Source organism: Sandaracinobacter sp., assembly GCF_041909755.1.
Taxonomy (GTDB): Bacteria; Pseudomonadota; Alphaproteobacteria; order Sphingomonadales; family Sphingomonadaceae; genus Sandaracinobacteroides.
The window spans coordinates 1-21298 of the sequence record NZ_JAYRCW010000028.1; the positions used below are offsets into that span (position 1 = coordinate 1).

18 protein-coding genes are annotated in these 21298 nt (G+C 67.6%); 8 read left to right on the top strand and 10 right to left on the bottom strand.

Annotated elements, in window-relative coordinates:
* Positions 1-176 precede the first annotated feature (176 nt).
* From ACE3O8_RS05760 to ACE3O8_RS05770, 3 genes are all read left to right on the top strand, one after another.
* Positions 177-467 carry a DUF1330 domain-containing protein gene (locus ACE3O8_RS05760; RefSeq protein WP_374387715.1) on the top strand — a complete coding sequence of 97 codons (291 nt, stop codon included), beginning with the start codon at positions 177-179 and terminating at the stop codon, positions 465-467.
* A 78-nt stretch (positions 468-545) separates the two neighbouring features.
* On the top strand, positions 546-1688 hold the full coding sequence (locus tag ACE3O8_RS05765) for an NAD(P)-dependent alcohol dehydrogenase (protein WP_374387718.1): 1143 nt from the start codon (positions 546-548) through the stop codon (positions 1686-1688).
* Between the two features lie 22 nt (positions 1689-1710).
* Positions 1711-3120 (top strand): aldehyde dehydrogenase family protein, encoded by a 1410-nt coding sequence (locus ACE3O8_RS05770; protein ID WP_374387720.1) that lies wholly within the window; start codon positions 1711-1713, stop codon positions 3118-3120.
* Between the two features lie 129 nt (positions 3121-3249).
* On the opposite strand, the gene ACE3O8_RS05775 is transcribed toward ACE3O8_RS05770, so the two are convergent.
* From ACE3O8_RS05775 to ACE3O8_RS05790, 4 genes are all read right to left on the bottom strand, one after another.
* The gene (locus ACE3O8_RS05775) at positions 3250-6471 is read right to left on the bottom strand and encodes an error-prone DNA polymerase (RefSeq protein ID WP_374387722.1); all 3222 of its coding nucleotides are present in this window, start codon (positions 6469-6471) and stop codon (positions 3250-3252) included.
* Positions 6468-7889, bottom strand: coding sequence for a DUF6504 family protein (locus tag ACE3O8_RS05780; protein WP_374387724.1), 1422 nt, complete (start codon positions 7887-7889; stop codon positions 6468-6470). Before ACE3O8_RS05780 ends, ACE3O8_RS05775 begins: the two co-directional genes overlap by 4 nt.
* A gap of 13 nt (positions 7890-7902) precedes the next feature.
* Positions 7903-8688 carry an ImuA family protein gene (locus tag ACE3O8_RS05785; RefSeq protein ID WP_374387726.1) on the bottom strand — a complete coding sequence of 262 codons (786 nt, stop codon included), beginning with the start codon at positions 8686-8688 and terminating at the stop codon, positions 7903-7905.
* Between the two features lie 84 nt (positions 8689-8772).
* Positions 8773-9348 (bottom strand): TetR/AcrR family transcriptional regulator, encoded by a 576-nt coding sequence (locus ACE3O8_RS05790; RefSeq protein WP_374387728.1) that lies wholly within the window; start codon positions 9346-9348, stop codon positions 8773-8775.
* 133 nt (positions 9349-9481) lie between these two features.
* On the opposite strand from ACE3O8_RS05790, the gene ACE3O8_RS05795 reads away from it, so the two are divergent.
* Complete coding sequence (locus tag ACE3O8_RS05795) at positions 9482-10222, top strand: hypothetical protein (RefSeq protein ID WP_374387730.1); 741 nt, start codon at positions 9482-9484, stop codon at positions 10220-10222.
* Positions 10219-10929, top strand: coding sequence for a DUF4386 family protein (locus ACE3O8_RS05800; protein WP_374387732.1), 711 nt, complete (start codon positions 10219-10221; stop codon positions 10927-10929). The genes ACE3O8_RS05795 and ACE3O8_RS05800 overlap by 4 nt, the downstream gene beginning before the upstream one ends.
* 197 nt (positions 10930-11126) lie before the next feature.
* On the opposite strand, the gene ACE3O8_RS05805 is transcribed toward ACE3O8_RS05800, so the two are convergent.
* Together ACE3O8_RS05805 and ACE3O8_RS05810 are read right to left on the bottom strand one after the other, a co-directional pair.
* Entirely contained in the window at positions 11127-12524 is a 1398-nt protein-coding gene (locus tag ACE3O8_RS05805; protein WP_374387734.1) for an ATP-binding protein, read from the bottom strand.
* Entirely contained in the window at positions 12521-13177 is a 657-nt protein-coding gene (locus ACE3O8_RS05810; RefSeq protein WP_374387736.1) for a response regulator transcription factor, read from the bottom strand. Before ACE3O8_RS05810 ends, ACE3O8_RS05805 begins: the two co-directional genes overlap by 4 nt.
* A gap of 253 nt (positions 13178-13430) precedes the next feature.
* Here ACE3O8_RS05810 and ACE3O8_RS05815 point away from each other — a divergent pair, with 253 nt between their 5' ends.
* The 3 genes from ACE3O8_RS05815 to ACE3O8_RS05825 are packed head-to-tail and all read left to right on the top strand — an operon-like array spanning position 13431 to position 18659.
* Complete coding sequence (locus ACE3O8_RS05815; protein WP_374387738.1) at positions 13431-14315, top strand: efflux RND transporter periplasmic adaptor subunit; 885 nt, start codon at positions 13431-13433, stop codon at positions 14313-14315.
* A gap of 1 nt (position 14316) precedes the next feature.
* On the top strand, positions 14317-17433 hold the full coding sequence (locus ACE3O8_RS05820) for an efflux RND transporter permease subunit (RefSeq protein WP_374387740.1): 3117 nt from the start codon (positions 14317-14319) through the stop codon (positions 17431-17433).
* The gene (locus ACE3O8_RS05825; protein ID WP_374387742.1) at positions 17430-18659 is read left to right on the top strand and encodes a TolC family protein; all 1230 of its coding nucleotides are present in this window, start codon (positions 17430-17432) and stop codon (positions 18657-18659) included. Before ACE3O8_RS05820 ends, ACE3O8_RS05825 begins: the two co-directional genes overlap by 4 nt.
* A 353-nt stretch (positions 18660-19012) precedes the next feature.
* Here the strand turns inward: ACE3O8_RS05825 and ACE3O8_RS05830 are convergent, their stop codons facing one another.
* The 4 genes from ACE3O8_RS05830 to ACE3O8_RS05845 all read right to left on the bottom strand — a co-directional run bounded on the left by ACE3O8_RS05830 (position 19013) and on the right by ACE3O8_RS05845 (position 21275).
* Positions 19013-19264 (bottom strand): amidohydrolase family protein, encoded by a 252-nt coding sequence (locus ACE3O8_RS05830; protein WP_374387744.1) that lies wholly within the window; start codon positions 19262-19264, stop codon positions 19013-19015.
* Between the two features lie 39 nt (positions 19265-19303).
* Positions 19304-20446 (bottom strand): lipase family protein, encoded by a 1143-nt coding sequence (locus ACE3O8_RS05835; RefSeq protein WP_374387745.1) that lies wholly within the window; start codon positions 20444-20446, stop codon positions 19304-19306.
* A gap of 19 nt (positions 20447-20465) precedes the next feature.
* Positions 20466-20738 (bottom strand): hypothetical protein, encoded by a 273-nt coding sequence (locus ACE3O8_RS05840; protein ID WP_374387747.1) that lies wholly within the window; start codon positions 20736-20738, stop codon positions 20466-20468.
* Positions 20739-20834: 96 nt separating this feature from the next.
* Entirely contained in the window at positions 20835-21275 is a 441-nt protein-coding gene (locus ACE3O8_RS05845) for a VOC family protein (protein ID WP_374387749.1), read from the bottom strand.
* Between the last annotated feature and the right edge of the window lie 23 nt (positions 21276-21298).

Sequence of the window (21298 nt, forward strand, 5' to 3'; positions counted from 1 at the left end):
GCCCCAACAGGGCCACAATGGACAAAGCTGACGCCCCTGTAAACCTTTGGGCTGCCATGACGAAAGGCGGGGGAGGGCAATTGGCCGCACCCTGACCACCTTGGCGGGTGGACGAAGGCGCCCCCGATCGCCCAGCTTACCGCCCGTCAACGAGGGGAAATCCGGGGAGACTGCGCATGCCGGCCTACATGATCCTGATCCGTGAAAAGCTTCGCGATGCCGAGGCGATGAAGCGCTATGCCGAAGGCGCGGGCGAGGCGCGCCACGGGCATGACCTGAAGCCGCTCGCCTTTTACGGCGCCTGCGAGACGCTGGAAGGCGCGGCTGCCGATGGCGTTGTGGTGATCGAGTTTCCGGACAGGGCGGCGGCGAAGGCCTGGTATCAGAGCCCGGCCTATGCGGCTGCGCGCGAACACCGCTTTCAGGGGGCGGATTACCGGGTGATTCTGGTGGACGGCCTGGGCTGACGCCGAAGGAGAGGCCGGGCGGTCGCCGCGCCCGCATTTTCCGACAGGCGACGGTCGCCCACCCATGCCGCTACGGAGATGCGGACGCAGTGGAAGGGAACGGACGTGACGGAAGCGGTGCAGGCAATCGCGGCGGTGGTTCATCAGCCGATGGGGCCGTTCGAGCTCCGGACGATCGAGGTGGCGGCCCCGGGCGCGGGGGAGCTTCGGGTGGCCGTGAAGGCCGTGGGCATCTGCCATACCGACCTCGTGTTCGCGACCGGGATGGCCAGCATGACGCTGCCGGCCGTGTTCGGGCATGAAGGGGCGGGCATCGTCGAGGCCGTCGGCCCGGGCGTCGAGGGCTTTTCCGTCGGCGACAAGGTGCTGCTGACGTTCGACAGCTGCGGCCACTGCCGCCGCTGCGCCGAGGGGCACCCGGCCTATTGCCAGGATTTCCCGATGCGCAACTATGCCCCTGTCCGACCCGACGGGACCACCGCGCTGAGCCTGGCGGGCGAGCCGCTGGGCGGGCAGTTCTTCGGCCAGTCCTCGTTCGCCAGCCATGCGATTTCCCGGGTGGGGAACACGGTGAAGCTGCCGCCGGATGCCGATCTCGCCATGCTGGCGCCGCTGGGCTGCGGCGTGCAGACCGGCGCCGGCGCGGTGCTGCGATCGCACGGGGCAGGGCCGGAAGATGTGCTGGTGGTGATCGGCGGCGGCGCGGTGGGGCTGTCGGCCGTCATGGGCGGAAAGATCGCCGGCTGCCGCACCATCATCCTGATCGAGCCGCGCGCGGACCGGCGGGCGCTGGGGCTTTCGCTGGGCGCGCATCACGCCATCGATCCGGCCGCCGGCGACACGGCAGAGGCCGTTCGCGCCATTTCGCCGCTGGGGGCAGACCATGTGATCGACACCAGCGGCCATGGCGGCGCGCTGCAGGCCGGATTGCAGATGCTGGCACCGATGGGCACGCTGGGGCTGATCGGCGTGCCTGCGCAGTTCGATGCGACGCTGAACCTTGCCATCGCGCAGGCGATCACCTTCGGCCACCGGGTGATGGGCATCATCGAGGGCGACAGCGTGCCGGCGGATTTCCTGCCGCAGCTGGTCAACTGGGCGCGATCCGGCGCGCTGCCGGTGGAGCGGATGGTGACGACCTATCCCTTCGCGGAGATCAACCGGGCGATTCACGAGGCACATGAGGGCGGCACGGTGAAGCCCGTGCTGCTGTTTGACTGAACCCGCAGGAAAGGCTTGGCAGATGGATTTCGAAACCGGCTATCAGATGACGATCGGCGGGCGCGGCGTGGATGGCGCGGGGCGGATCGATGTGGTGAACCCCGCCACGGCCGAGGTGTTCGCGCAGGCGCCGGATTGTTCGCGCGCGCAGCTCGATGAGGCGGTTGCCGCCGCGCAGGCGGCCTTTCCGGCGTGGAAGGCAATGGCCATCGAGGAGCGGCAGGCGCTGATCCGCAAGTGCGGCGAGGCGCTGATGGGCCATACGGAGGCGCTGGCGCGGCTGTTCACGCGCGAGCAGGGGCGCCCGACCGATGCGGCGAAGCAGGAAATCCAGGGCGGGGCAGCCTGGCTGATGGCCTTTTCGCAGATGACGCCACCTGTGCATCTGGAAGAGACGGACACCCGCTGGATCGAGACGCGCTATGTACCGCTGGGCGTGGTGTGCGCGATTTCGCCGTGGAACTTCCCGGTGATGCTGTCGATGTGGAAGGTGGCGGCCGCGCTGGCGGCCGGGAACACGATGGTGCTGAAGCCTTCGCCCTTCACCCCGCTGTGCGTGCTGAAGGTGGGTGAGATCTTCCGCCAGATCCTGCCGCCGGGCGTGCTGAACGTGGTGACGGGCGGCGACGAGCTGGGCGTGTGGATGACGAGCCATCCGGGCTTTGCCAAGATCAGTTTCACCGGCTCCACCGCGACGGGCAAGAAGGTGATGGAGGCTGCCGCCAAGGATCTGAAGCGGGTGACGCTGGAACTGGGCGGCAACGACGCCGCCATCGTGATGCCCGACGTGGACCTGGACGAAATCGCGCAGAAGATCTTCTTCGGCGCCTTCTTCAACACCGCGCAGATCTGCGTCGCCACCAAGCGGCTCTATGTGCATGAGGATGTGTATGAGGGGCTGCGCGACCGGCTGGTGGGGATCGCCAAGGCCATCAAGGTGGGCGACGGCGCGGAACAGGGCACCGTGCTGGGGCCGATCCAGAACAAGCGACAGTATGAGCGCGTGCTGGAGTTGCTGGAGGATGCGAAGGCGAGCGGGCTGACCCTGCTGCAGGGCGCGGACGTGCCGGACGGCGGCTATTTCATCCCCGTGACGATCGTGGACAACCCACCCGAGGACAGCCGCGTGGTGCAGGAGGAGGCGTTCGGCCCGATCCTGCCGATGCTGCGCTTCCGGGATGTGGACGATGTGATCGCGCGGGCGAACACCAGCGAATATGGGCTGGCGGGCGCGGTGTGGAGCAAGGATGTGCAGGCCGGCATCGACATCGCCCGGCGGATGGAAACCGGCACCATCTGGGTGAACCAGAATCTGGAGCTGACGCCGGGAACCCCGTTCGCCGGCCACAAGCAGAGCGGTTTCGGCGTGGAAAACGGCATGGAGGGCCTGCTGGAGTTCATGGTGCCGCAGGTGGTGAATGTCGCGCGCTGAGGCGCGCGCAGGAATGGGGGTGCGCTGAGGCGCGCGCAGGAATGGGGGTGCGCTGAGGCGCGCGCAGGAATGGGGGTGCGCTGAGGCGCGCCCTGCATTCGGGCTGTCGGTGGGGGTGACGGGCCGGCGTCAGTGAAAATCGCGGGAGTTCGGCAGCACGCGCACGTTGCGCGGATGCCGGGCGCGGTTCGGCGGCGTCGGGTTCGCCTGGGCTTCCTCCAGTTGGCCGAGCATGTGCGTCAGGTCGTCCACGCGGTCGGTCATCAGGTGAATCACGCCCTCGGGGCTGCGCTGCAGGATGCCTTCGGCCCGCATCAGCCGGGCCGACATCACCGGGCGGCGCAGGCGTTCGAACTGGCGCGCCCAAATGAGCAGGTTGGTGACGCCGGTTTCATCCTCCAGCGTCACGAAGATGGCGTTGCCCTTGCCGGGCCGCTGGCGGATCAGCACCACACCCGCCACCGCCACGCGGCGGCCAGGCTTCGCGTCGGCGGCTTCTGAACAGGAGAGAATGCCCTGCCCCCGCAGTTCGTCGCGCAGGAAGTACATGGGATGCTGCCGGAGCGACAGGCGGATCATCTGGTAATCGGCCACCACCTCCTCGCTTTCGGGCATGGCGGGCAGCGCCATGTCTGCCTCTTCGCCCAGTTCGCGGGCGTCGGCGGCGGCGAACAGCGGCAATTCATCGGAAGGGGTCCGGCGGGTCTGCCACAGGGCTTCCCGGCGGGGGAGCGCGAGCGACCGGAAGGCGTCTGCATCCGCCAGCAGGTGCAGCGCGCGAGAGGGCAGCCGCGCCCTGCGGGCAAGTTCTTCAATGCCGGTGAATTTGCCCCCCGCCCGGGCAGCCGCCAAACGATTGCCCCACGCCTCGTGGAAGCCGTCGATCTGGCGCAAGCCGAGCCTCAACGCGGGGGCGCCCACGGCATCGCGCTCCAGGCTGTTGTCCCAGTGGCTGGCGTTCACATCCATGTGGCGCACATCCACCCCATGCTCGCGGGCGTCGCGGACGATCTGGGCAGGCGCATAGAAACCCATCGGCTGGCTGTTCAGCAGGGCGCAGGCGAACACCGCCGGCTGGTGGCATTTGATCCACGCCGAGACATAGACGAGCTTGGCAAAGGCCAGCGCGTGGCTCTCCGGAAAGCCATAGCTGCCGAAGCCCCTGATCTGGTCATAGCAACGCTGGGCGAAGGCGCGTTCATAGCCGCGCGCCACCATGCCTTCGATCATCTTCGGCTCGAATTCGTGGATGGTGCCGACATTGCGGAACGTGGCCATCGCCTTGCGCAGCTGATTGGCTTCGCCGGGCGTGAAGCCGGCCGCCACGATGGCGAGCTTCATCGCCTGCTCCTGAAACAGCGGAACGCCGCAGGTCTTGCCAAGCAGCGCTTTCAGTTCATCCGGATCATGGGGCGGCGCAGGGGCGGGATAGTCCACCTTCTCCAACCCGCTCCGCCGCCTGAGATACGGATGCACCATATCCCCCTCGATCGGCCCGGGGCGGACGATGGCGACCTGAATCGTCAGGTCGTAGATCGTGCGGGGTTTCAGTCGCGGCAGCATGTTGATCTGCGCCCGGCTTTCCACCTGGAACACGCCCACGCTGTCGCCCTTGCACAGCATGTCATAGACGGCCGCGTCCTCGGTCGTTCCATCCAGCTCCAGATCATGGTCGCCCAGATCATGCGCGCGCATCAGCTCGAAGGATTTGCGGATGCACGTCAGCATCCCCAGCGCCAGCACGTCCACCTTCATCAGGTTCAGCGCGTCGATATCGTCCTTGTCCCACTCGATGAACGTGCGGTCTTCCATCGCCGCATTGTGGATCGGCACAGTCTCGTCCAGCCGGTCCTCCGTCAGCACGAATCCGCCGACATGCTGCGACAGGTGGCGGGGAAAGTGCAGCAGCCGGTTCACCAGTTTCGCCAGCCGGGCGATCTGCGGGTTGGCCGGATCAACGCCCGCCTCGCGATAACGGCTCTCCTCCATCTCGCTGGAAAAACTGCCCCATACGGTCGACGAAAGCCGGCTCGTCACATCCTCGGACAGCCCCAGCGCCTTGCCCACATCGCGCACCGCGCTGCGCGGGCGATAGTGGATGACGGTGGCGGCGATGCCCGCCCGCTCGCGGCCATAGCGGCGATAGACATACTGCATCACCTCCTCGCGCCGCTCGTGCTCGAAATCGACATCGATGTCGGGCGGCTCGGCCCGATCTTCCGATACAAAACGCGAGAAGAGCAGGTCGTATTTCTCCGGATCGACGGAGGTGATGCCCAGCAGGAAGCAGACGATGGAATTGGCGGCCGAGCCGCGCCCCTGGCACAGGATCGGCGGCCCCTGCGCACGGGCGAACTTCACCAGATCGTGGACGGTCAGGAAATAGCAGGCATAGTTGCGCCGCTCGATCAGGTCGAACTCCTCGGCCAGCCGGGCCTGCACGCCTCTGGGCAACATATCGCCATAACGCGCATGCGCCGCCTCCAGCACGATATGCTTCAGCCAGCTGAGAGGTTCCCAGCCCGCCGGCACCGGTTCGTGCGGATATTCATAGCCCAACTGGTCCAGCGAGAAGCGGATACGGCCCAGCAATGCCAAACTCTCTGACACCGCCTCAGGGCAGCTTTCGAACAGGCGGGCCATCTCGGCCGGGGATTTCAGATGCCGCTCGGCATTCGCTTCCAGCCGGCGCCCGGCCGTGTGGATCGTCACCTTTTCGCGGATGCAGGTCAGCACATCGTGCAGAGGCCGATCCTCCGGCACGGCATAGAGCGCATCGTTCGTGGCAATCAGGGGGATGAAGAGGTCGCGTCCCAATCGCCGCAACTGTTCCAGCCGCCGCTGGTCGTGGCCATTGCGGGGCATGGTCGCCGCCAGCCACAATCGACGCGGGAAGGCTTGCCCGAGTTGCCGAAGCGCCGGCGCATCCGCTTGCGACGCAAAGGCGATCAGCAGCAGCCCCTCGCCATGCGCCAGCAAATCCTCCAGGCGCAGTTCGCAATCCCCCTTCTGCGTGCGCCGGTTGCCCAGCGACAGCAGCCGCGTCAGCCACCCCCAGCCGCGCCGGTCCTGCGGATAGGCGACAATGTCCGGCGTGCCGTCCGCAAACACCAACCGCGCGCCCACCACCAGTCGGAACGGCGGCAATTCCAGTCCGGCCGCCACCGCCTTGTCGGACGCCTGCCGCAGCGCCACATGCGCGCGCACCACGCCTGCCACCGTGTTGCGATCCGCGATGCCGATCCCGGCCATCCCCAGCGCCAACGCCTCGGCCACCATCTCGTGCGGATGGCTGGCCCCGCGCAGGAAGCTGTAGTTGCTGGCGGCCGAAAGTTCCGCGAAGTCCGTCATGCGAACAGGCCATGAATGAACCAGCTCGGGTGCCCCGCCTCGCGCTCGTGCAGGCCGCGCCGGAACAGCCAGAAGCGTCGCCCGGCCTCGTCCTCCACCCGGTAGTAATCCCGTGTGGGCCGCCCCTCGCTGGCCATCTGCCACCAGGGCGCGGCGATGCGTTCAGGCCCCTCGGCGCGAACCACGACATGGTGACGTCCGCGCCAGATGAAGCGGCGCGGCGGTGCATCGGGCACTTCGGCCATCACGATGATCGGCTGCGGCGGGTCCAGCAGGCAGAGGGGGCGAAGCGGCGGCTCAGAAGCCGGGGGAAGCGGCCAGTCCGGGGCAGGGTTGCTCGCCTGCGCCGGAATGGAACGGACCGCACGTTCCGGCACATGCGTATCGACCGGCAGCAGCCTGCGGATGCGATCACGGCCGTGGCGCGCGCTCAGCCGGTCGATCAGGGCAGACAGCGCTTCCCCCTGCGTGCGGCTGGCATCCAGATCGGCCTGCACGGTTCCAAGCGGCTCCGTCGCCGCCACCGCAAAGCGGATCAGATCGAACCCGAAGCCGGGATCCAGCGGGTCGGACAGGGCCTCGATCCGTTCGCGCAGCAGCCGGGCCAGGAGGGCCGGATCGCGCGTGGGCTGGCCGGTCTCGATGGTCAGTTCACGCACCTCGCCGTCGCTTCGACACAGGCTTATGGCAAAGCCGCGCCCGCCTTCATGGCGCTGTTCCAAAGCCAGCGCCGCCTTCGCCGCCAATCCGTCAACCGCCCCCAGCACGCTGTCCACATGCGCGATCGGTTCGGCAAAGCGCCGCGCGAAGTGCAGCGCCGGCAAGGGGCGCCGGGGCGAAAGCCGGCTGTCCGTCCGGCCCAGAAGCCTGTCGAGCGCATAGGTCGCCTGTTTGCCGAAACGGGCCGACAAGGGGGCCGTCGGCCGGTCCGCCAGATCGCCCACCAGCTTCAGCCCGGCGCGACGCACCGCCATTTCGGCCTCTGGCGCAAGCCCCAGCGCCGTCACCGGCAGCAGCCGGATCGCCTGCGCCTCGCCGGCGGCGGAAACCGGGAAGCGCGCCAGCGCATGGGCGGCCAGGGGCGTGGAGGCGATGGCGTGGCGCACGGCCAGATACCCGCCGAGCAGCCTTTGCGCATCGGCGGCAAGTGCAGCTTCGCCGCCGAACAGATGCGCGCAGCCGCCGATGTCGATCAGCAGGCCGTCTGGGGGATCGGGCTGAACAATGGGCGACCAGCGCAGGGCGGTGTCAGACAGGCGCAGCAGCAGCTGCGCGTCGGCTGCCGGATCGGCCTGCTCCGCGCGGAGGCCGGGCACGCGGGCCAGCGCGTCAGCCAGCGTCATTCCCGGCGCCAGCCCCAGTTTCCGCGCCTGCGGGCAGGCGGCCGTCAGTCGCCGGGCATTGCGCTCGGTCGCCACCAGAACAAGTGCATCATCCGGCTTTCCGCATGGGGAAGACATCCGCCACCGGTCTGTCGGCAGGAAGGGGAACCACATCGCCAGGAAGCGCCGCTCGATCGAGGTCGCGGAAACTTGCGGAGTCACGATCCCACTCCAGCCGCCAGCGCCCGCGCCCGCCGCCGCGATGCTTCAGCAGGTCCAGTTCGATGGCCGGCCGTCCGGGGGCGTTGCCCTCCAGCGGCCGCGAGGCGACCGACCGCACCGACCAGCGCGTGGCAGCCGCACTGGCACACGGCTCGGCCTCCAGCCGCAGCAGCAGCGCGGTGACGCCAGAGGCTTCGGCCGCCAGCTGGAACCGGCGCGTGGCCGTCAGGCCAAGGTTGCGGGGATTGCGCCACAGTTCGATCACCGCCACGCCCACATCCGGGCAGCGCAGCACATCGGCGCCCGCCCGAAGAACGGCATCGGCATCGGGCAAGACGCCCAGCAGCAGCTGCTGCGGATCGAGGCCGATGCCCGAAAGGCCCGGCCCGAACAGCTGCAGCCGCGTCTCTGCCCGCGCCTCGCGCAGCCAGATGCAGGCCCTGCCAAGCCGCCGGCACAGCATCGCCGCGAACCCGGCCGCGCCGGCCGGATCCTCTCTGTCTGCGGCGAACAGTTCATGGAGCTGCCCGCGGCCAAGTCCGCCCCCAAGCGCCGCGTCCAGCCCTTCATGGCCGGATGAGACATGCCCGCCCCGCACATGCGCACCAGCCTGCCCGGAAATCCGGAGCAGCTGGCGAATCCGCGCCTGTCTGTCATCAGCTTGTGGGGCCATATGTTCACTATATGTTCTTATCCGGATTCGACTCAGCCGCTGTCAACCATTCTGTCCCGAAGGATCGGCGGGGCTTGCCGCCTGTCACGGCAGAAGCGCCTCCAGCACGGCGCGATGCCGTGGCTCGCCGCTCTTCTCGTCCTCATGCCCCTCGAACGCGCCGTCGATCCGGAACAGGACATAGCCGTGGATCGCGGAGCAGATCGCAACGATCCGACTCATCGCACTGATTTCCGGCGGATCGCCGAAAGGCTGCATCGACTCCGCCACAAGCTCGAACAGGCCATCCGTCAGGGATTTCAGTGCGGGATCCGCCGCATCGAGCATGTCCTGCCGCCACATCAGCCGGTAGCGATTGGGATTTGCGAGGCCATAGGCGTGGAACGCATCGACCAGGGCAAAGATCCTGTCTCGCGCCGTCACCACCGTTTGCTGGCAGGCCTCGATCCCTTGCATCAACTCGCGCAGGCAGTCCGTCGCGATGGCTGTCAGCAGAGCGCGCCGGTCCGCAAAATGATTGACCGGCGCGGCATGTGAAACGCCGGCCGCCCGCGCGACCGCGCGGATCGTGACCGCTTCGAGCCCCTGGGCATCCAGCAGTTCAAGTCCGGACGCGACAAGCGCCGATCTCAGGTTTCCGTGCCGATATCCGCGCTTCATGGATGTATATTGACATCGTCAATTGAGAAATACAAATTGACAATGTCAATAAGAGGAACGCCATGTCTTGCCCGTTCGCAGATTTCCGTCCGCCAGCTACGTCCCGCCCCAATGGGCACGCCTGGACAGCAGGATGAGTCTGGCCGCTGCCGTCTTTACCCCCCTGCTCGTCACGCATGTCGCGGCCGGTGCCGTCGCGCTCGTGTCCGGGTTGATCGCCATGGCAAGCCGGAAGGGCGCCGGCGGGCTGCATGCAAAGGCGGGCAATGCCTTTTGCCTCTCCATGTCGGCGATGGCGGTTTCCGCGGCGATTCTCACCGCGTGGGAGCCTGACCGGCTGAGCCTCGGCGCTGCCATATGGACATTCTATCTCGTTCATTCCTCCCGCCAGGCGGCGCAGATGCGCGGCGCGACGTCGCGCAGGCCGCCGTGGCAGCTGATGGCGATCGGGCTGGCCGCCACCTTGCTGATTGCCCATGGGGCCATGATGGCGAACCGTGCGCCTGATGGGGCGTTCGAGGGATCCGGGACTGCGGGCTACCTGGCCTTCGGCTCCGCGGCGGCCGTCTCGCTGCTACTCGACCTGAGCCTGCTGCTGCGGGCGCCCCTGTCCGCACGCCATCGCCTTGCGCGGCACCTCTGGCGGATGCTGGCCGCCTGCTTCCTCGCGGTGACGTCGCTCTTTCTCGGCCAGCAGGATGATGTCTTCCCCTTCATGGCTGGTTCGCCGGTTCTGCTGGCGCCTTCGCTGCTCACGCTTGGCGCGCTCATCTTCTGGCTGCTGCGCGTGCATCTTGCTCGAAACTGGCTCGGGCAGCGTCCTGCCGGTCGCACCGGCCACAATTCTCCCCAACCGCAGAAGGCCTCGACATGACTGACCTGACCAGTTCCGGGCGATGGATCGGAGCCGGCATCCTCCTTGGATATGCCCTCGACATCGGTTCAAACTTCTACCTGCAGCCGATGATCCGGACAGGCGACGGCCCGATGGGCCTTTTCGCGGGGGCATCGTCACAGCCCGGGCTCGTCAGCCTGATCGTGCTGGTGGGCATGGTCTCCGGCATTGTCTCGGTCGCGATCGCCGCCCTTGTCTGCCAGCTTTTGCTGGCGAAGCCCTTCGCATGGCTTGCCTTCCTGCTCCTCGCCCTCAGGGCCGCGTCGTTCGGCATGGGCGGCGGTGAACTCGCCAGCTACCAGCTCTTCCGGTCTCTCGGCGATGCGATGCTAGCGGCGCCCCACGGCGCATTGGCCGGGCTTGCGGAACCCGTCTGGTCGCTGGTGACGCTCCAGCGCGACGGCCTGCATTACCCGCATCTGCTGCTCGGCGGAACCGGCGCGCTCATCCTCTACGCCATCCTGCTGCGCAGCGGTTGGGTTCCCCGGTGGTTGGCGATTGCCGGACTTCTGGCGACCGCCTCGCAGATGACGGGCGTGTTTACGGGCATCCTGAATGGCGAGGTGCTATTCCAGTTCCTGGTGCCGCTCGCTCTGGTCCAACTGATTGCCGGGCTCTGGCTTGTTGCCAGGGGCTTTTCAGGCGGCATGTTGCCTGAGCGTATAAAATTTCAGGAAAATCAATGATCTGGAACTGCATGGTGCGCTGACGGCTGGCTTGTATTCCGCCTTGCGCTACATGGTTCACGCTTGTCAGGTCACAGCGGCCGGACAGTCACGACAGACTGCCTTTGGCGCGCAGAAATGAACAGCGGCATCCGGCGGACTATGCCGGCCAGGATGCCTCATCGGCATCCGGGCCTGGGGCCCCAAGCCTCGGGTGGTCAGGATTTGCCGTCCGTCTGATCGACGCCGGTCAGATGCCCGGTTGTCAACGGAAGGGTGATCCGGGCCACCAGCCCGTCTGCGCCGTCGTTCCGGCCGCGCAGACCAACCTCTCCCCCGTAATGCTGCGCCAGATCCCGGGCGATGGCGAGGCCAAGGCCGTGACCTGGCGTCTGTTCGTCCAGCCGCTTCCCGCTTTCGAACACCTTCTCAAAAGCGGCTTCCGGGATACCGGGGCCGTCGTCTGCGATTGAGATACGGCAGACGCCGCCATCCGTCTGCCAGTCGACATGCACATGGCCTGCCGCCCATTTGCCCGCGTTGTCCAACAGGTTGGAGGCGATCTCCGCAAAGTCCTCCGGTTCGATGGCCAATGATGTCGGCGGCGACGCCGCGATGGAGAAGTGGACCGAGCGCGCGGCATGCAACCGCTCCATCGCGGTGCAGATGGGGACAAGCGCATCGGGCAGCCGTGTGCCCGCGCCGATCCGCCCACCTGCCCGCGCGCGGGCCAGGTGCCAGTCCAGCTGACGCGCGATCCGGCGGCACTGCTCCAGAAGCGTTGAGGCGCTGTCGCCGGATATGCCGCTCGCGAGTGTTTCGGCCTCGTCCGTCAGGATCGCCAGCGAGGTCCGAAGGCTGTGGGCCAGGTTCCCGGCCTCCACGCGGGCGCGGGCCACCATCGCCTCGTTCTGGTCGAGCAGGCCGTTGAGGTCGCTCACCAGCGGGGCGATTTCCCGTGGCCATCCATCTGCCATGCGGCGGGCATGCCCGGAGCGCACGGCCGCCACCGCCGCCCCCAGCAGTTCCAGCGGTTTCAGCGTGTAGATGATGACGATGGCACCGGTGAGGAGCAGGCCGATCGCCAGCAGCGCCAGCCAGCGGCGAAGCTCGGCGTCGAACGCGTGGATGACTTCGTTCAGGATGCGCTCGTCGGTGGCGATCAGGAAATGCAGTTCGCTGCCGCCATCGGGCGCAGTGCGAGCAAACCCATAGGTCATGGTGGGGCCGGTCGGGCCCGGCGCCAGTCTGTGAACAATATCCGGCTGGTGGGCGAGGGAGGGATCGAGCGCGCCGGCAGGCATCGACGCCGATTTCAGCGGGGGCGCGCCATGGCGCTCCACCTGCCAGTAGAAGCCGGAGTTGGGCATCGCATAGCGCGGATCGGACAAGGGGCGATCAAGGGTGATGCTGCCGTCAGGCTCCAGCCGGGTCAGCTCCGCGAGCTCGACGAGATGCACCTGCAGTTCCTCGTGAAACTGTTGCTCGACATGGCGGCGGAACAGGGCCGACGTGCTGAGGCCGATGACGACCAGCCCGGCGACGATCCACACCAGCATCGCAACGATGAACCGGAGGCGCAGGCTGCCCGGGACTGGCGGCTTCGGCATGGTCATCGCTCGAACCGGTACCCGAGGCCACGGACCGTGGTGATCGCGCCGCGCCCCACCTTGCGGCGCAGGCGGCTTACCTGCACTTCCAGCGCGTTCCGGTCCCGTTCGGCCTCCAGCGCATAGAGCTGTTCCAGAAGGTCGGACTGGGAGAGAATATGCCCGGCCCGGCGCAGGAACAGTTCGAGAAGGCGGAATTCCTGCCGGCTGAGATCCAGCGCCCGGCCGCCCCGGCTTGCCGTATGCGCGACCGGATCAAGCGATATCGCGCCAGCCTCCAGCAGCGGCTCGCCGCCGGACTGGGCCCGGCGGACGATGGCATGGATGCGGGCGATCAGCTCTTCGGACTGCACGGGCTTCACCACGAAATCGTCGGCGCCCGCATTCAACCCGTCCACCTTTTCCTGCCAGCTGCCGCGCGCTGTCAGGATGATCACGGGCGTGCGCACACCGGCCCTGCGCCAGTGCCGCAGGACATCCGTCCCCGAAAGGCTCGGCAGCCCCAGATCGAGAATGAGAACCCCCAGACGATCGAGATCCGGCCACTCGGCTGCCGTCTCGCCATCGAAGGCGTGATCGACGGCAAAGCCGGCGGCCTCCAGCCGTCGGGTCAGGCGGCTGGACAGCTCGACGTCATCTTCCACCAGCAGCAGGCGCATCAAACCTCCGGAGGACCATGTGATAGCTGCGCTCCCTGTCACCAAGCTGACAGACTGACAGGTTCGTGCAAGCTTCATCGGGCAACAGGGGCGCATGATCCGCCATCGCCCGCTGTTGCTCGCCGCCCTTTTGCCACTGGTTCTGGCCGGTTGCGGCCGTGACGCCGCACCGCCGCCGGCGGCGCCGCCGCCGAAGGCAGCCGCCCCCCAAACGGCCGTTGCTACGCCGGCTGCTGATGCGCCGCTGGCCAGGGTGCCAGCCACCGTCAGCCTGCCGCCGGCCTCGCGCGTTGCGGTGACCGCGCCCTTTTCGGGCGCCGTCCGGCAACTGCACGTGATCGAGGGGCAGGAGGTGCAGGCCGGGCAGTTGCTGGCAACGGTGGTGAGCCGGGAGGCGCTTTCGCTCGCGTCTGATCGGGCGCGGGCAGACGCCCGTGCGGGCCTGGCCGAAGCCAATGCCCGCCGGATGGAAAGGCTGGCGGCCGAAGGCGTGGTGGCGGGGGCCCGGGCCGACGAGGCGCGCGCGGCGCTGCGTGAGGCGCAAGTCGATCGGGCAGAGGCGGCCCGCATCCTTGCCCGCGGCGGGGCTTCGGCCGATGGCATCGTCAGGCTGGTGGCCCCCATCGCCGGACGGGTCTCTCGCGTTGCAGTCGAGACCGGTGGCCCGCTGGACGGCATGACGGCCCCCTTCGTGATCGACGCCGGCAACAGCTATGCCTTGCAGCTGCAAGTGCCAGAGCGGCTGGCCGACAGGATCCGGCCGGGTATGGCGGTGGTCCTGCCGGACGGCGGGCGGGGCGCAATCCTGTCTGTCGCGCCCGGCCTTGATCCGGCGACCCGTTCGATCAGGGCCATCGCCCGGATCGGCGCGGCGCCTGGGCTGGTTTCAGGCCGGTCGCTGACGGTCACCATCCTTGGCGATGCGGGCGGCGACGCTGTCGCCCTTCCGTCCGCTGCGGTCACGCGGCTGGATGGCCGGGACGTGGTGTTCGTGCGGGGCGCCAAGGGGTTCCGGCCGGTGCCCGTTTCAGTGGGCGGCGTGGCGGATGGCCGGGCGATGATCGTGGAGGGGGTGGCGGCCGGCGCGACAGTCGCGGTCTCGGGCCTGCCCGAGCTGAAGTCGCAGGCGGCGAACTGACATGCTGCGCCGTCTTGTCGAATGGTCGCTCCGCAACCGGGTGGCTGTGCTGGCGCTTTCACTGCTGGTGGCCGCCATCGGGGTCTGGTCGTTCGCGACCCTGCCGATCGATGCCTTCCCCGACATCGCCCCGACGCAGGTGAAGCTGATCCTGAAGGCGCCGGGCATGACGCCGGAAGAGGTGGAGGCGAAGGTCATCACCCCGATCGAGCAGCAGATGCTGGGCATTCCGGACCAGAGGATGCTGCGATCGGTGGCGAAATACGCCATCGCCGACATCACCATCGACTTTTCCGATTCCGCCGACATCTATTGGGCGCGAAGCCAGGTGGCCGAGCGCTTTGCCGCCGTGCAGGGCGACCTGCCGGCCAGCGTGGAAGGGGGCCTCGCGCCGATCTCGACGCCGCTGTCCGACATGTTCATGTTCACCATCGAAGGGCCGCAGAGCCTTGCCGAAAAGCGCCGGCTGCTGGACTGGACGATCAGGCCGGCGCTTCGCACCGTGCCCGGCGTGGCGGACGTCAACGCGCTGGGCGGCTTTGTGGAAACCTTCGAAGTCGTGCCCGATCTCGCCGCCATGTCGGCGGCCGGCATCAGCGTGTCCGATCTGGCCGACGCCGTGGCGGCAGGCAACCGCAACGATGGGGCGGGCCGCCTGGCCGACGGCGAATCCGCCCTGATCGTCCGCGCAGTCGGCGCCGTGCAGACGCTGGAGGATCTTGCCGCCATTCCATTGAAGGCGCCGGGCGGTTCAGTCGTCCGGGTGGGCGATGTTGCCGCCGTCCGCATCGGCACGCTAACCCGCTATGGCGCCGTTACGCGGAGTGAATCCGACAGCAAGACCGGGGCTGCCGGCGGCGAGGCCGTGCAGGGGCTGGTGATCGGCCTGCGCGGATCCAATGCGGCCGACGTGGTCGCCGGCGTCAAGGCCCGGTTGGCCGAACTCGAACCCACGCTGCCGGAAGGCATGTCGATCGTCGCTTTCTACGACCGCTCGGACCTCATCGGGCGCGCCGTTCTCACGGTGGAAAAAGCCCTGCTGGAGGCATCGATACTCGTTGTCCTGCTGTTGCTGCTTTTCCTGGGGGACTGGCGTGCGGCGCTCATCGTGACGGCGGCGCTTCCGATGGCGGCGCTCATCACCTTCATCCTGATGCGCGGCTTCGGCCTGACCGCCAATCTGATGAGCCTTGGCGGGCTGGCCATCGCCATCGGGCTGCTGGTGGATGGCGCGGTGGTGGTGGTGGAGAATATCGTCGAGCGGCTGGCGGATCCGAAGCATCGCGGAACCGGAAAGCTGAACCGCATCCTGGTGGCGACCAGCGAAGTCATTCGGCCCGTCACCTCGGGAATCGTCATCATCATGCTGGTGTTCCTGCCGCTGCTGGCGCTGCAGGGCCTGGAGGGCAAGCTGTTCGCGCCGGTCGCCCTCACCATCGTGATGGCGCTTGGCGGATCGCTGCTGCTGGCCTTCACGCTGATCCCGGTGCTGGCGTCGTGGGGGCTGAAGGCAGACGGCGGCCATCATGAGCCGTGGGCGATGCAGCGCCTCTCTCCGGCCTATGCACGGCTGCTTGGCGGCGCCTTCGTCCGGCAGCGGCTGGTGATGGCGGTGGCGGCTGCGTCGCTGCTGCTGGCCGGCTTCGCCTATACGCAGGTCGGCAAGATCTTCCTGCCAACGCTGGACGAGGGAACGGTGCTGGTGCAGCTGGCGAAACATCCCTCCATCGGGCTGGCGCACAGCGTGGAAAGTGATCTGGCGGTCCAGCGCACCATCCTTTCCAACGTGCCGGAAGTGGAGGCCGTGATCGCCAGAGTTGGCTCCGACGAGCTTGGCCTGGACCCCATGGGCCTGAACGAGACCGACAGTTTCCTGGTGCTGAAGCCCCGCGACGAATGGCGCGGCGACAAGGTCTGGCTGGTGGACGAGCTTCGCCGGGTGCTGGTGGCGCACCCCGGGATCGAGCCGAGTTTCACCCAGCCCATCGAAATGCGGGTATCGGAAATGCTGACGGGCAGCCGCGGCGATCTGGCCGTGAAGATCTTCGGCCCCGATCTCGACGAGCTTGGCCGGCTGGCGGGCGAAATCGAAAAGCGGCTGGTGGCGATCGAGGGCGCCACCGAGGTGATCACGGTCGCCAACGACAAGGTGGATTATCTGTCGCTCGACATCGATCGGCTGGCGGCCGGCCGGGCGGGATTCCCCGTGGATGCCCTGCAGGACAGCCTGCGGGCGCAGGTGGAGGGACTGCCCGCGGGCACCGTTTCGGATGGCCTGCGCCGCATCCCCGTGGTGGTTCGCGGCCCGGAAGCCGTGGCGAGCGACGCCGCCCTGTTCGCCGACCAGCTGATGCTGAGCCCGACAGGTGTGCAGGCCAGGGCCAGCGACCTGGCCCGGATGGCGCGCACCGAAGGCCCGGTGAAGCTGGAGCATGAGCAGGGTTCCCGCTTTGCGCTGGTGCAGGCCTTCGTCTCCGGGCGCGACATCGTTGGCTATGTGGAGGAAGCCCAGGCGAGGATCGCCGCCGAAGTGCCGATGCCGCAGGGGTATCGGATCGTCTGGGGTGGCCAGTTCGAAAACCAGCAGCGCGCCGCGACCCGCTTGTCGATCGTGCTGCCGGTGGCGCTCGGGCTGATCTTTGCGCTGCTGTTCGCGACCTTCGGGGCGGCCCGGCCCGCCGTGCTCATCCTGCTGATGATCCCCTTTGCGATGGTGGGCGGCATCCTCGCGCTCTGGGCCTCCGGCGAATATCTGTCGGTGCCGGCGTCGGTCGGCTTCATCGCCCTTCTGGGCATCGCCGTTCTCAACGGGCTGGTGATGGTGAGCTATATCCGCCAACTGCGCGAGGAGGGGCTGGAGCTGGCCGAGGCCGTCATATCGGGGGCCCGGCGCCGGCTGCGGCCGGTGCTGATGACGGCAAGCATCGCGGCCTTCGGTCTGGTGCCGCTTCTGTTCGCGACCGGCCCCGGCTCTGAAATCCAGAAGCCGCTGGCGATCGTGGTGATCGGGGGGCTTGTCTCGTCCACCCTGCTCACGCTGGTGCTGCTGCCGCTGCTGTACGCCCGTTTCGGAGAGGGTCGTGAAGACCGATACCTGACCGAGGGAGCCGCAGCATGAAGCGCCTGATGCTTGCCCTGCTTGTGGCGGCGCCGCTCTCCGCCTCTCTGGCGGCGCAACCGGTTCTGCCCGACGCGGCGGCCGTGGAACTCGCGCTGGACAATCACCCGGAGGTGATGGCCGCGAACGCCCGGGCCGACGCGGCGCGCGCACAGGCGCGCGCCATGGCCGCCGGCAGCCACGAGTTCATCGCCGCGGCATCGCTCCTCAATCGCCGGGTGGACCGCGAAGGCGACTATTCGGAATATGATGCCAGCCTGACGCGCGCGGTCCGCCTGCCGGGCAAGGCCGGGCTTGACCGGAAGGCCGGCGACGCCGGCGTCCTGTTTGCCGAAAACATGGCGGAAGACGCGCGCCACCAGGCGGCCGTGAGCCTGAATGACCACTGGTGGGATTGGGTTGGCGCAGCCTCTGAGCGGGCCATCCTCGACGAGGCGGTCGCAGCGCTTGGGCAGACTGCCGACGCCGTCAAGCGGCGGCTGGCCCTGCGCGATGCTTCGGCGCTGGAGGCCGATCAGGCTGATGCAGCCCTTGCGCTGGCGCAGTCCGCAGCGCGGTCAGCCTCTGGTCGGGAAGAAGCCGCGCGCGTCGCGCTGGCGGCCCGGTTTCCCGGGCTGACGTTGCCCGCTCGGGCGCCCGCGCTTTCGGCCCCGCAGGTGCCGGCCGAAGGGCTGACGGAACTTGGGGCGCATGTGGTGGCGCGCAGCCACGAGATCGGTGCGGCCGTCGCCCAGGCTGATCAGGCCGGGTTGCTTGCCGAACGGAGCCGGCGCGACCGCTTCGCCGATCCGTCCATCGGAATCCGGGGCTTTTCCGAACGCAACGGTGCCGAGCGCGGCGTGGGCCTGTTGTTCAGCATTCCGCTGGGGGGTGGAAATCGCGGCGCGCTTGCCGATCAGGCCCGCGCCCAGGCAACCGCCGCCGAAGCCCAGGCCGTCGCCATCCGGCAGCAGATTTCGGCGCTCGCCGGCCGCGATGTCGCGACGGCGTCTGCCGCCTATGCGGCCTGGCAGGATGCGCACCGGGCTGCGCAGGCCAGCGCATCGGCGGCGGCCCGCGCCGGCAAAGGCCATGCGCTGGGCGGACTGGATCTGTCGGACCGGCTCTATGTGCAGAGGCTGGCGCAGGAGGCCGCGCTGGCCGAAGTCGTGGCCAGCGCGGAGGCATGGCGGGCGATCACGCGCCTCAGGATCGACAGCCATACGCTGTGGATTCACGCAGACTGAAGGCAATCGCCGGTTGAACCGCGCCGGGTTTGCCGGAGTCTCCAATTCCCCGGAAGGAGGAGTTGGCGCAAGACGACGAACAAGTATGCGTCTGAGGCCCGGGATCGGGCGGTGCGGATGGCTCAGCCCCCGGATTGTCGAAGCGATCGTCGAGGGCTCCCAACCGCAGGAATATCAATCGCCAACCTCTTCTCGAGGCGAACCTGCCGATCGAACGGGCAGGGCAGGAGTGGCTGTTCGGCTTCGCTGGCTGATCGCCCAACCATCAAGCAAACCACAGTGAAGCCGGGTTATTCTCGACAGAGAATCCCGCCGTTCTTGTGCCGTCAACCAAGCGCGGAGCCGCGCCGCACTCACGCTGGATGCCCCCGAACCGATACAACTGCGCCGGGCCTTCGAACGAAGATCGTGCGGCCCTCCTTGAGGGTCTCAGTATCCTTGTTATCCGCAAATGCCTCGGGTTTCACCGCGGTCGGGTCGGCGGAGAGGATCTCGAAATCGGCAGGCTTGCCCGGCTCGAGGCTGCCTTTCGTCTTCTCCTCGAAATGCTGTGTCCGTCTCGCAGAAAGCGGCCGTCCGAATACCGGGTGCCGTTCAAGAGCCAACTGGGCACGACTTCCGCGACTGCAAGTGCTGAAGGTTTTCTAGCGCATTGGGAAAATGCAATCATCCGGGGTTGGCAGAGCGGCAAACCGGTCTTCGATCCACGAGACAACGGTTTCCGCACTTTTTGATCCAATCCATCCGTGGCCAGTCTGTGGGTGGACAAGGAGCTTGACCCTGCCGCCTGCGCCACACTGCCGCTTCATGTAGGCTTGGGTGACAGACGGGCGGACGATGACGTCGGCCCCACCCTGCGCCAGGAACAGTGGCACATGCGCCGGCAGCAGACCGGGACTGTTGCGGGCGATGATGCTGCGCCAGGGTTCCACGACGGCCACGTCCGGCACGGTCAGGAAACCGTTTGCCAGCACCTTGTCCGCCGCGCGCTTCGAAGGACTGGGCAGCAACACGTCGATGCACCTGGCCGCCACGGCCTCGATGGCGGGCACGGCTTCCGCTCTGACAATCGGCTCGAAAGGCGCCGCTTCCGTCCGCGCCCACGACCAGAGCGCCAGCGCGGTCAGGTTGTTCCCGCCCTTCGTGCCCATATCGTCGCGGAACAGCGCGGCAAGGTCCGTTGCCGGCGCAGCCGCCGCGACGCCCGCAAGCTCCAGTTCCGGGGCATATCCGGCCTTCAGCGCGCCGGCGAACAAAACGGCCTGCCCGCCTTGCGAGTGTCCCCACAGCGCAAAGCGATGTCCGGCGCCTGATCCTTCGATCCGGGCTGCCGCACGCACGGAATCCAGAACGGCGCGGGCTTCGGCGGGGCCATCGAGGAATGGCTGCACGTCGCCCGGGCCGGTGCCCGGATAGTCGGTCGCAGTCACCACGAAGCCCCGTTTCAGCATATCCCGCAGACCCGGGATCATCATGTAGCGCAGCGGCGAACGGGATGGCGCGCAGGCGGGCACGACTCCGGTGGTGGGGTGCGCCCAGGCGACGACGGGTCGTCCACCCACCGGGATATCGCCCGCCGGCACGATCACCAGCCCGGAAACGGCGAGGTCAGCGCCATCCTCCGACCGGGATCCATAGAGGATTCGATACGCAGTCGCACCGTCCGGGGCGCCGCCGATGGCCTCCTCGCTCAATATCGTGCCGGGTGCCTCAGTGGCGTCGTTCGCGCTGGCAAGGGTGGCGGCCAGCAGGCCGAATGCGATCAGGACAGATCGAAAAGGCTTCATCCGGCCGCTTCCCTGTTCATCAGCGCTGGTTGGCTGCATCCGCGGCGAGGCGGATTTCGATATTTGCCTGGCGCAGCAGTTCCTTCGCCTTGTCGGCATGGCCGCCCAGGTTGTTGTGGTTCTCTTTCTGCGCGAGGCTGAGCCGATCATAGGCCTGCCGGGTGAGATCCTGCGCGGCGGCGAGGTTGCCGTGCCGCTGGGGGTCGATATTCTGCACCGGTTCCTGCGCGAAGGCGCCTGCAGGGGCAGCCAGCAGGCCGAGGGCGAGTGCGGCTTTTGCTGTCTTCATCATCGTCCTGATCCTTCCTCGTCGGGGCAGGGATTGATCGCCGGATTGCCCCAGTGCCGGCTGATCCCTCAGGCAGCGGCTGCTGCTGCGGCATGATCATCAGATTTTCTGTGCCAGATCCCACACATAGCCATAGGGATCGACCAGCCGGGCGCGCATGTCGCCCCAGGGTTCCCGTCGTGCGCCGATCGCAACGTCCGCGCCACCGGCCTGCATCGCCGAGGCTGCCTGCGCCAGATCGTCCACATAAAGATAGAATGCGAATGACGCTGTCTCGTCAGGGGATGGCGGACGAAGGCCGGGGTCAAAGCGCATGCTGTTCAGGGTGAAGTTGATCCCGCGATACCGGAGCCGCGCGAAATCCAGTCTGCCATCCTCGCCCGGAAGCAGGAAGATGGGAACAAAGCCGAGCGCCGTCGTGTAGAAATCCAGTGCGCGTTCGACATCCTCGAGGATCAATGCGGCCGTCATCCAGTTCAGGCCGGGCCAGGGGTGGGGCCGGCTTTCCACATTGTCGAACCAGTTCGGATTCTGCTGCATGTCCTGTTTCCCTGTCGTATTGA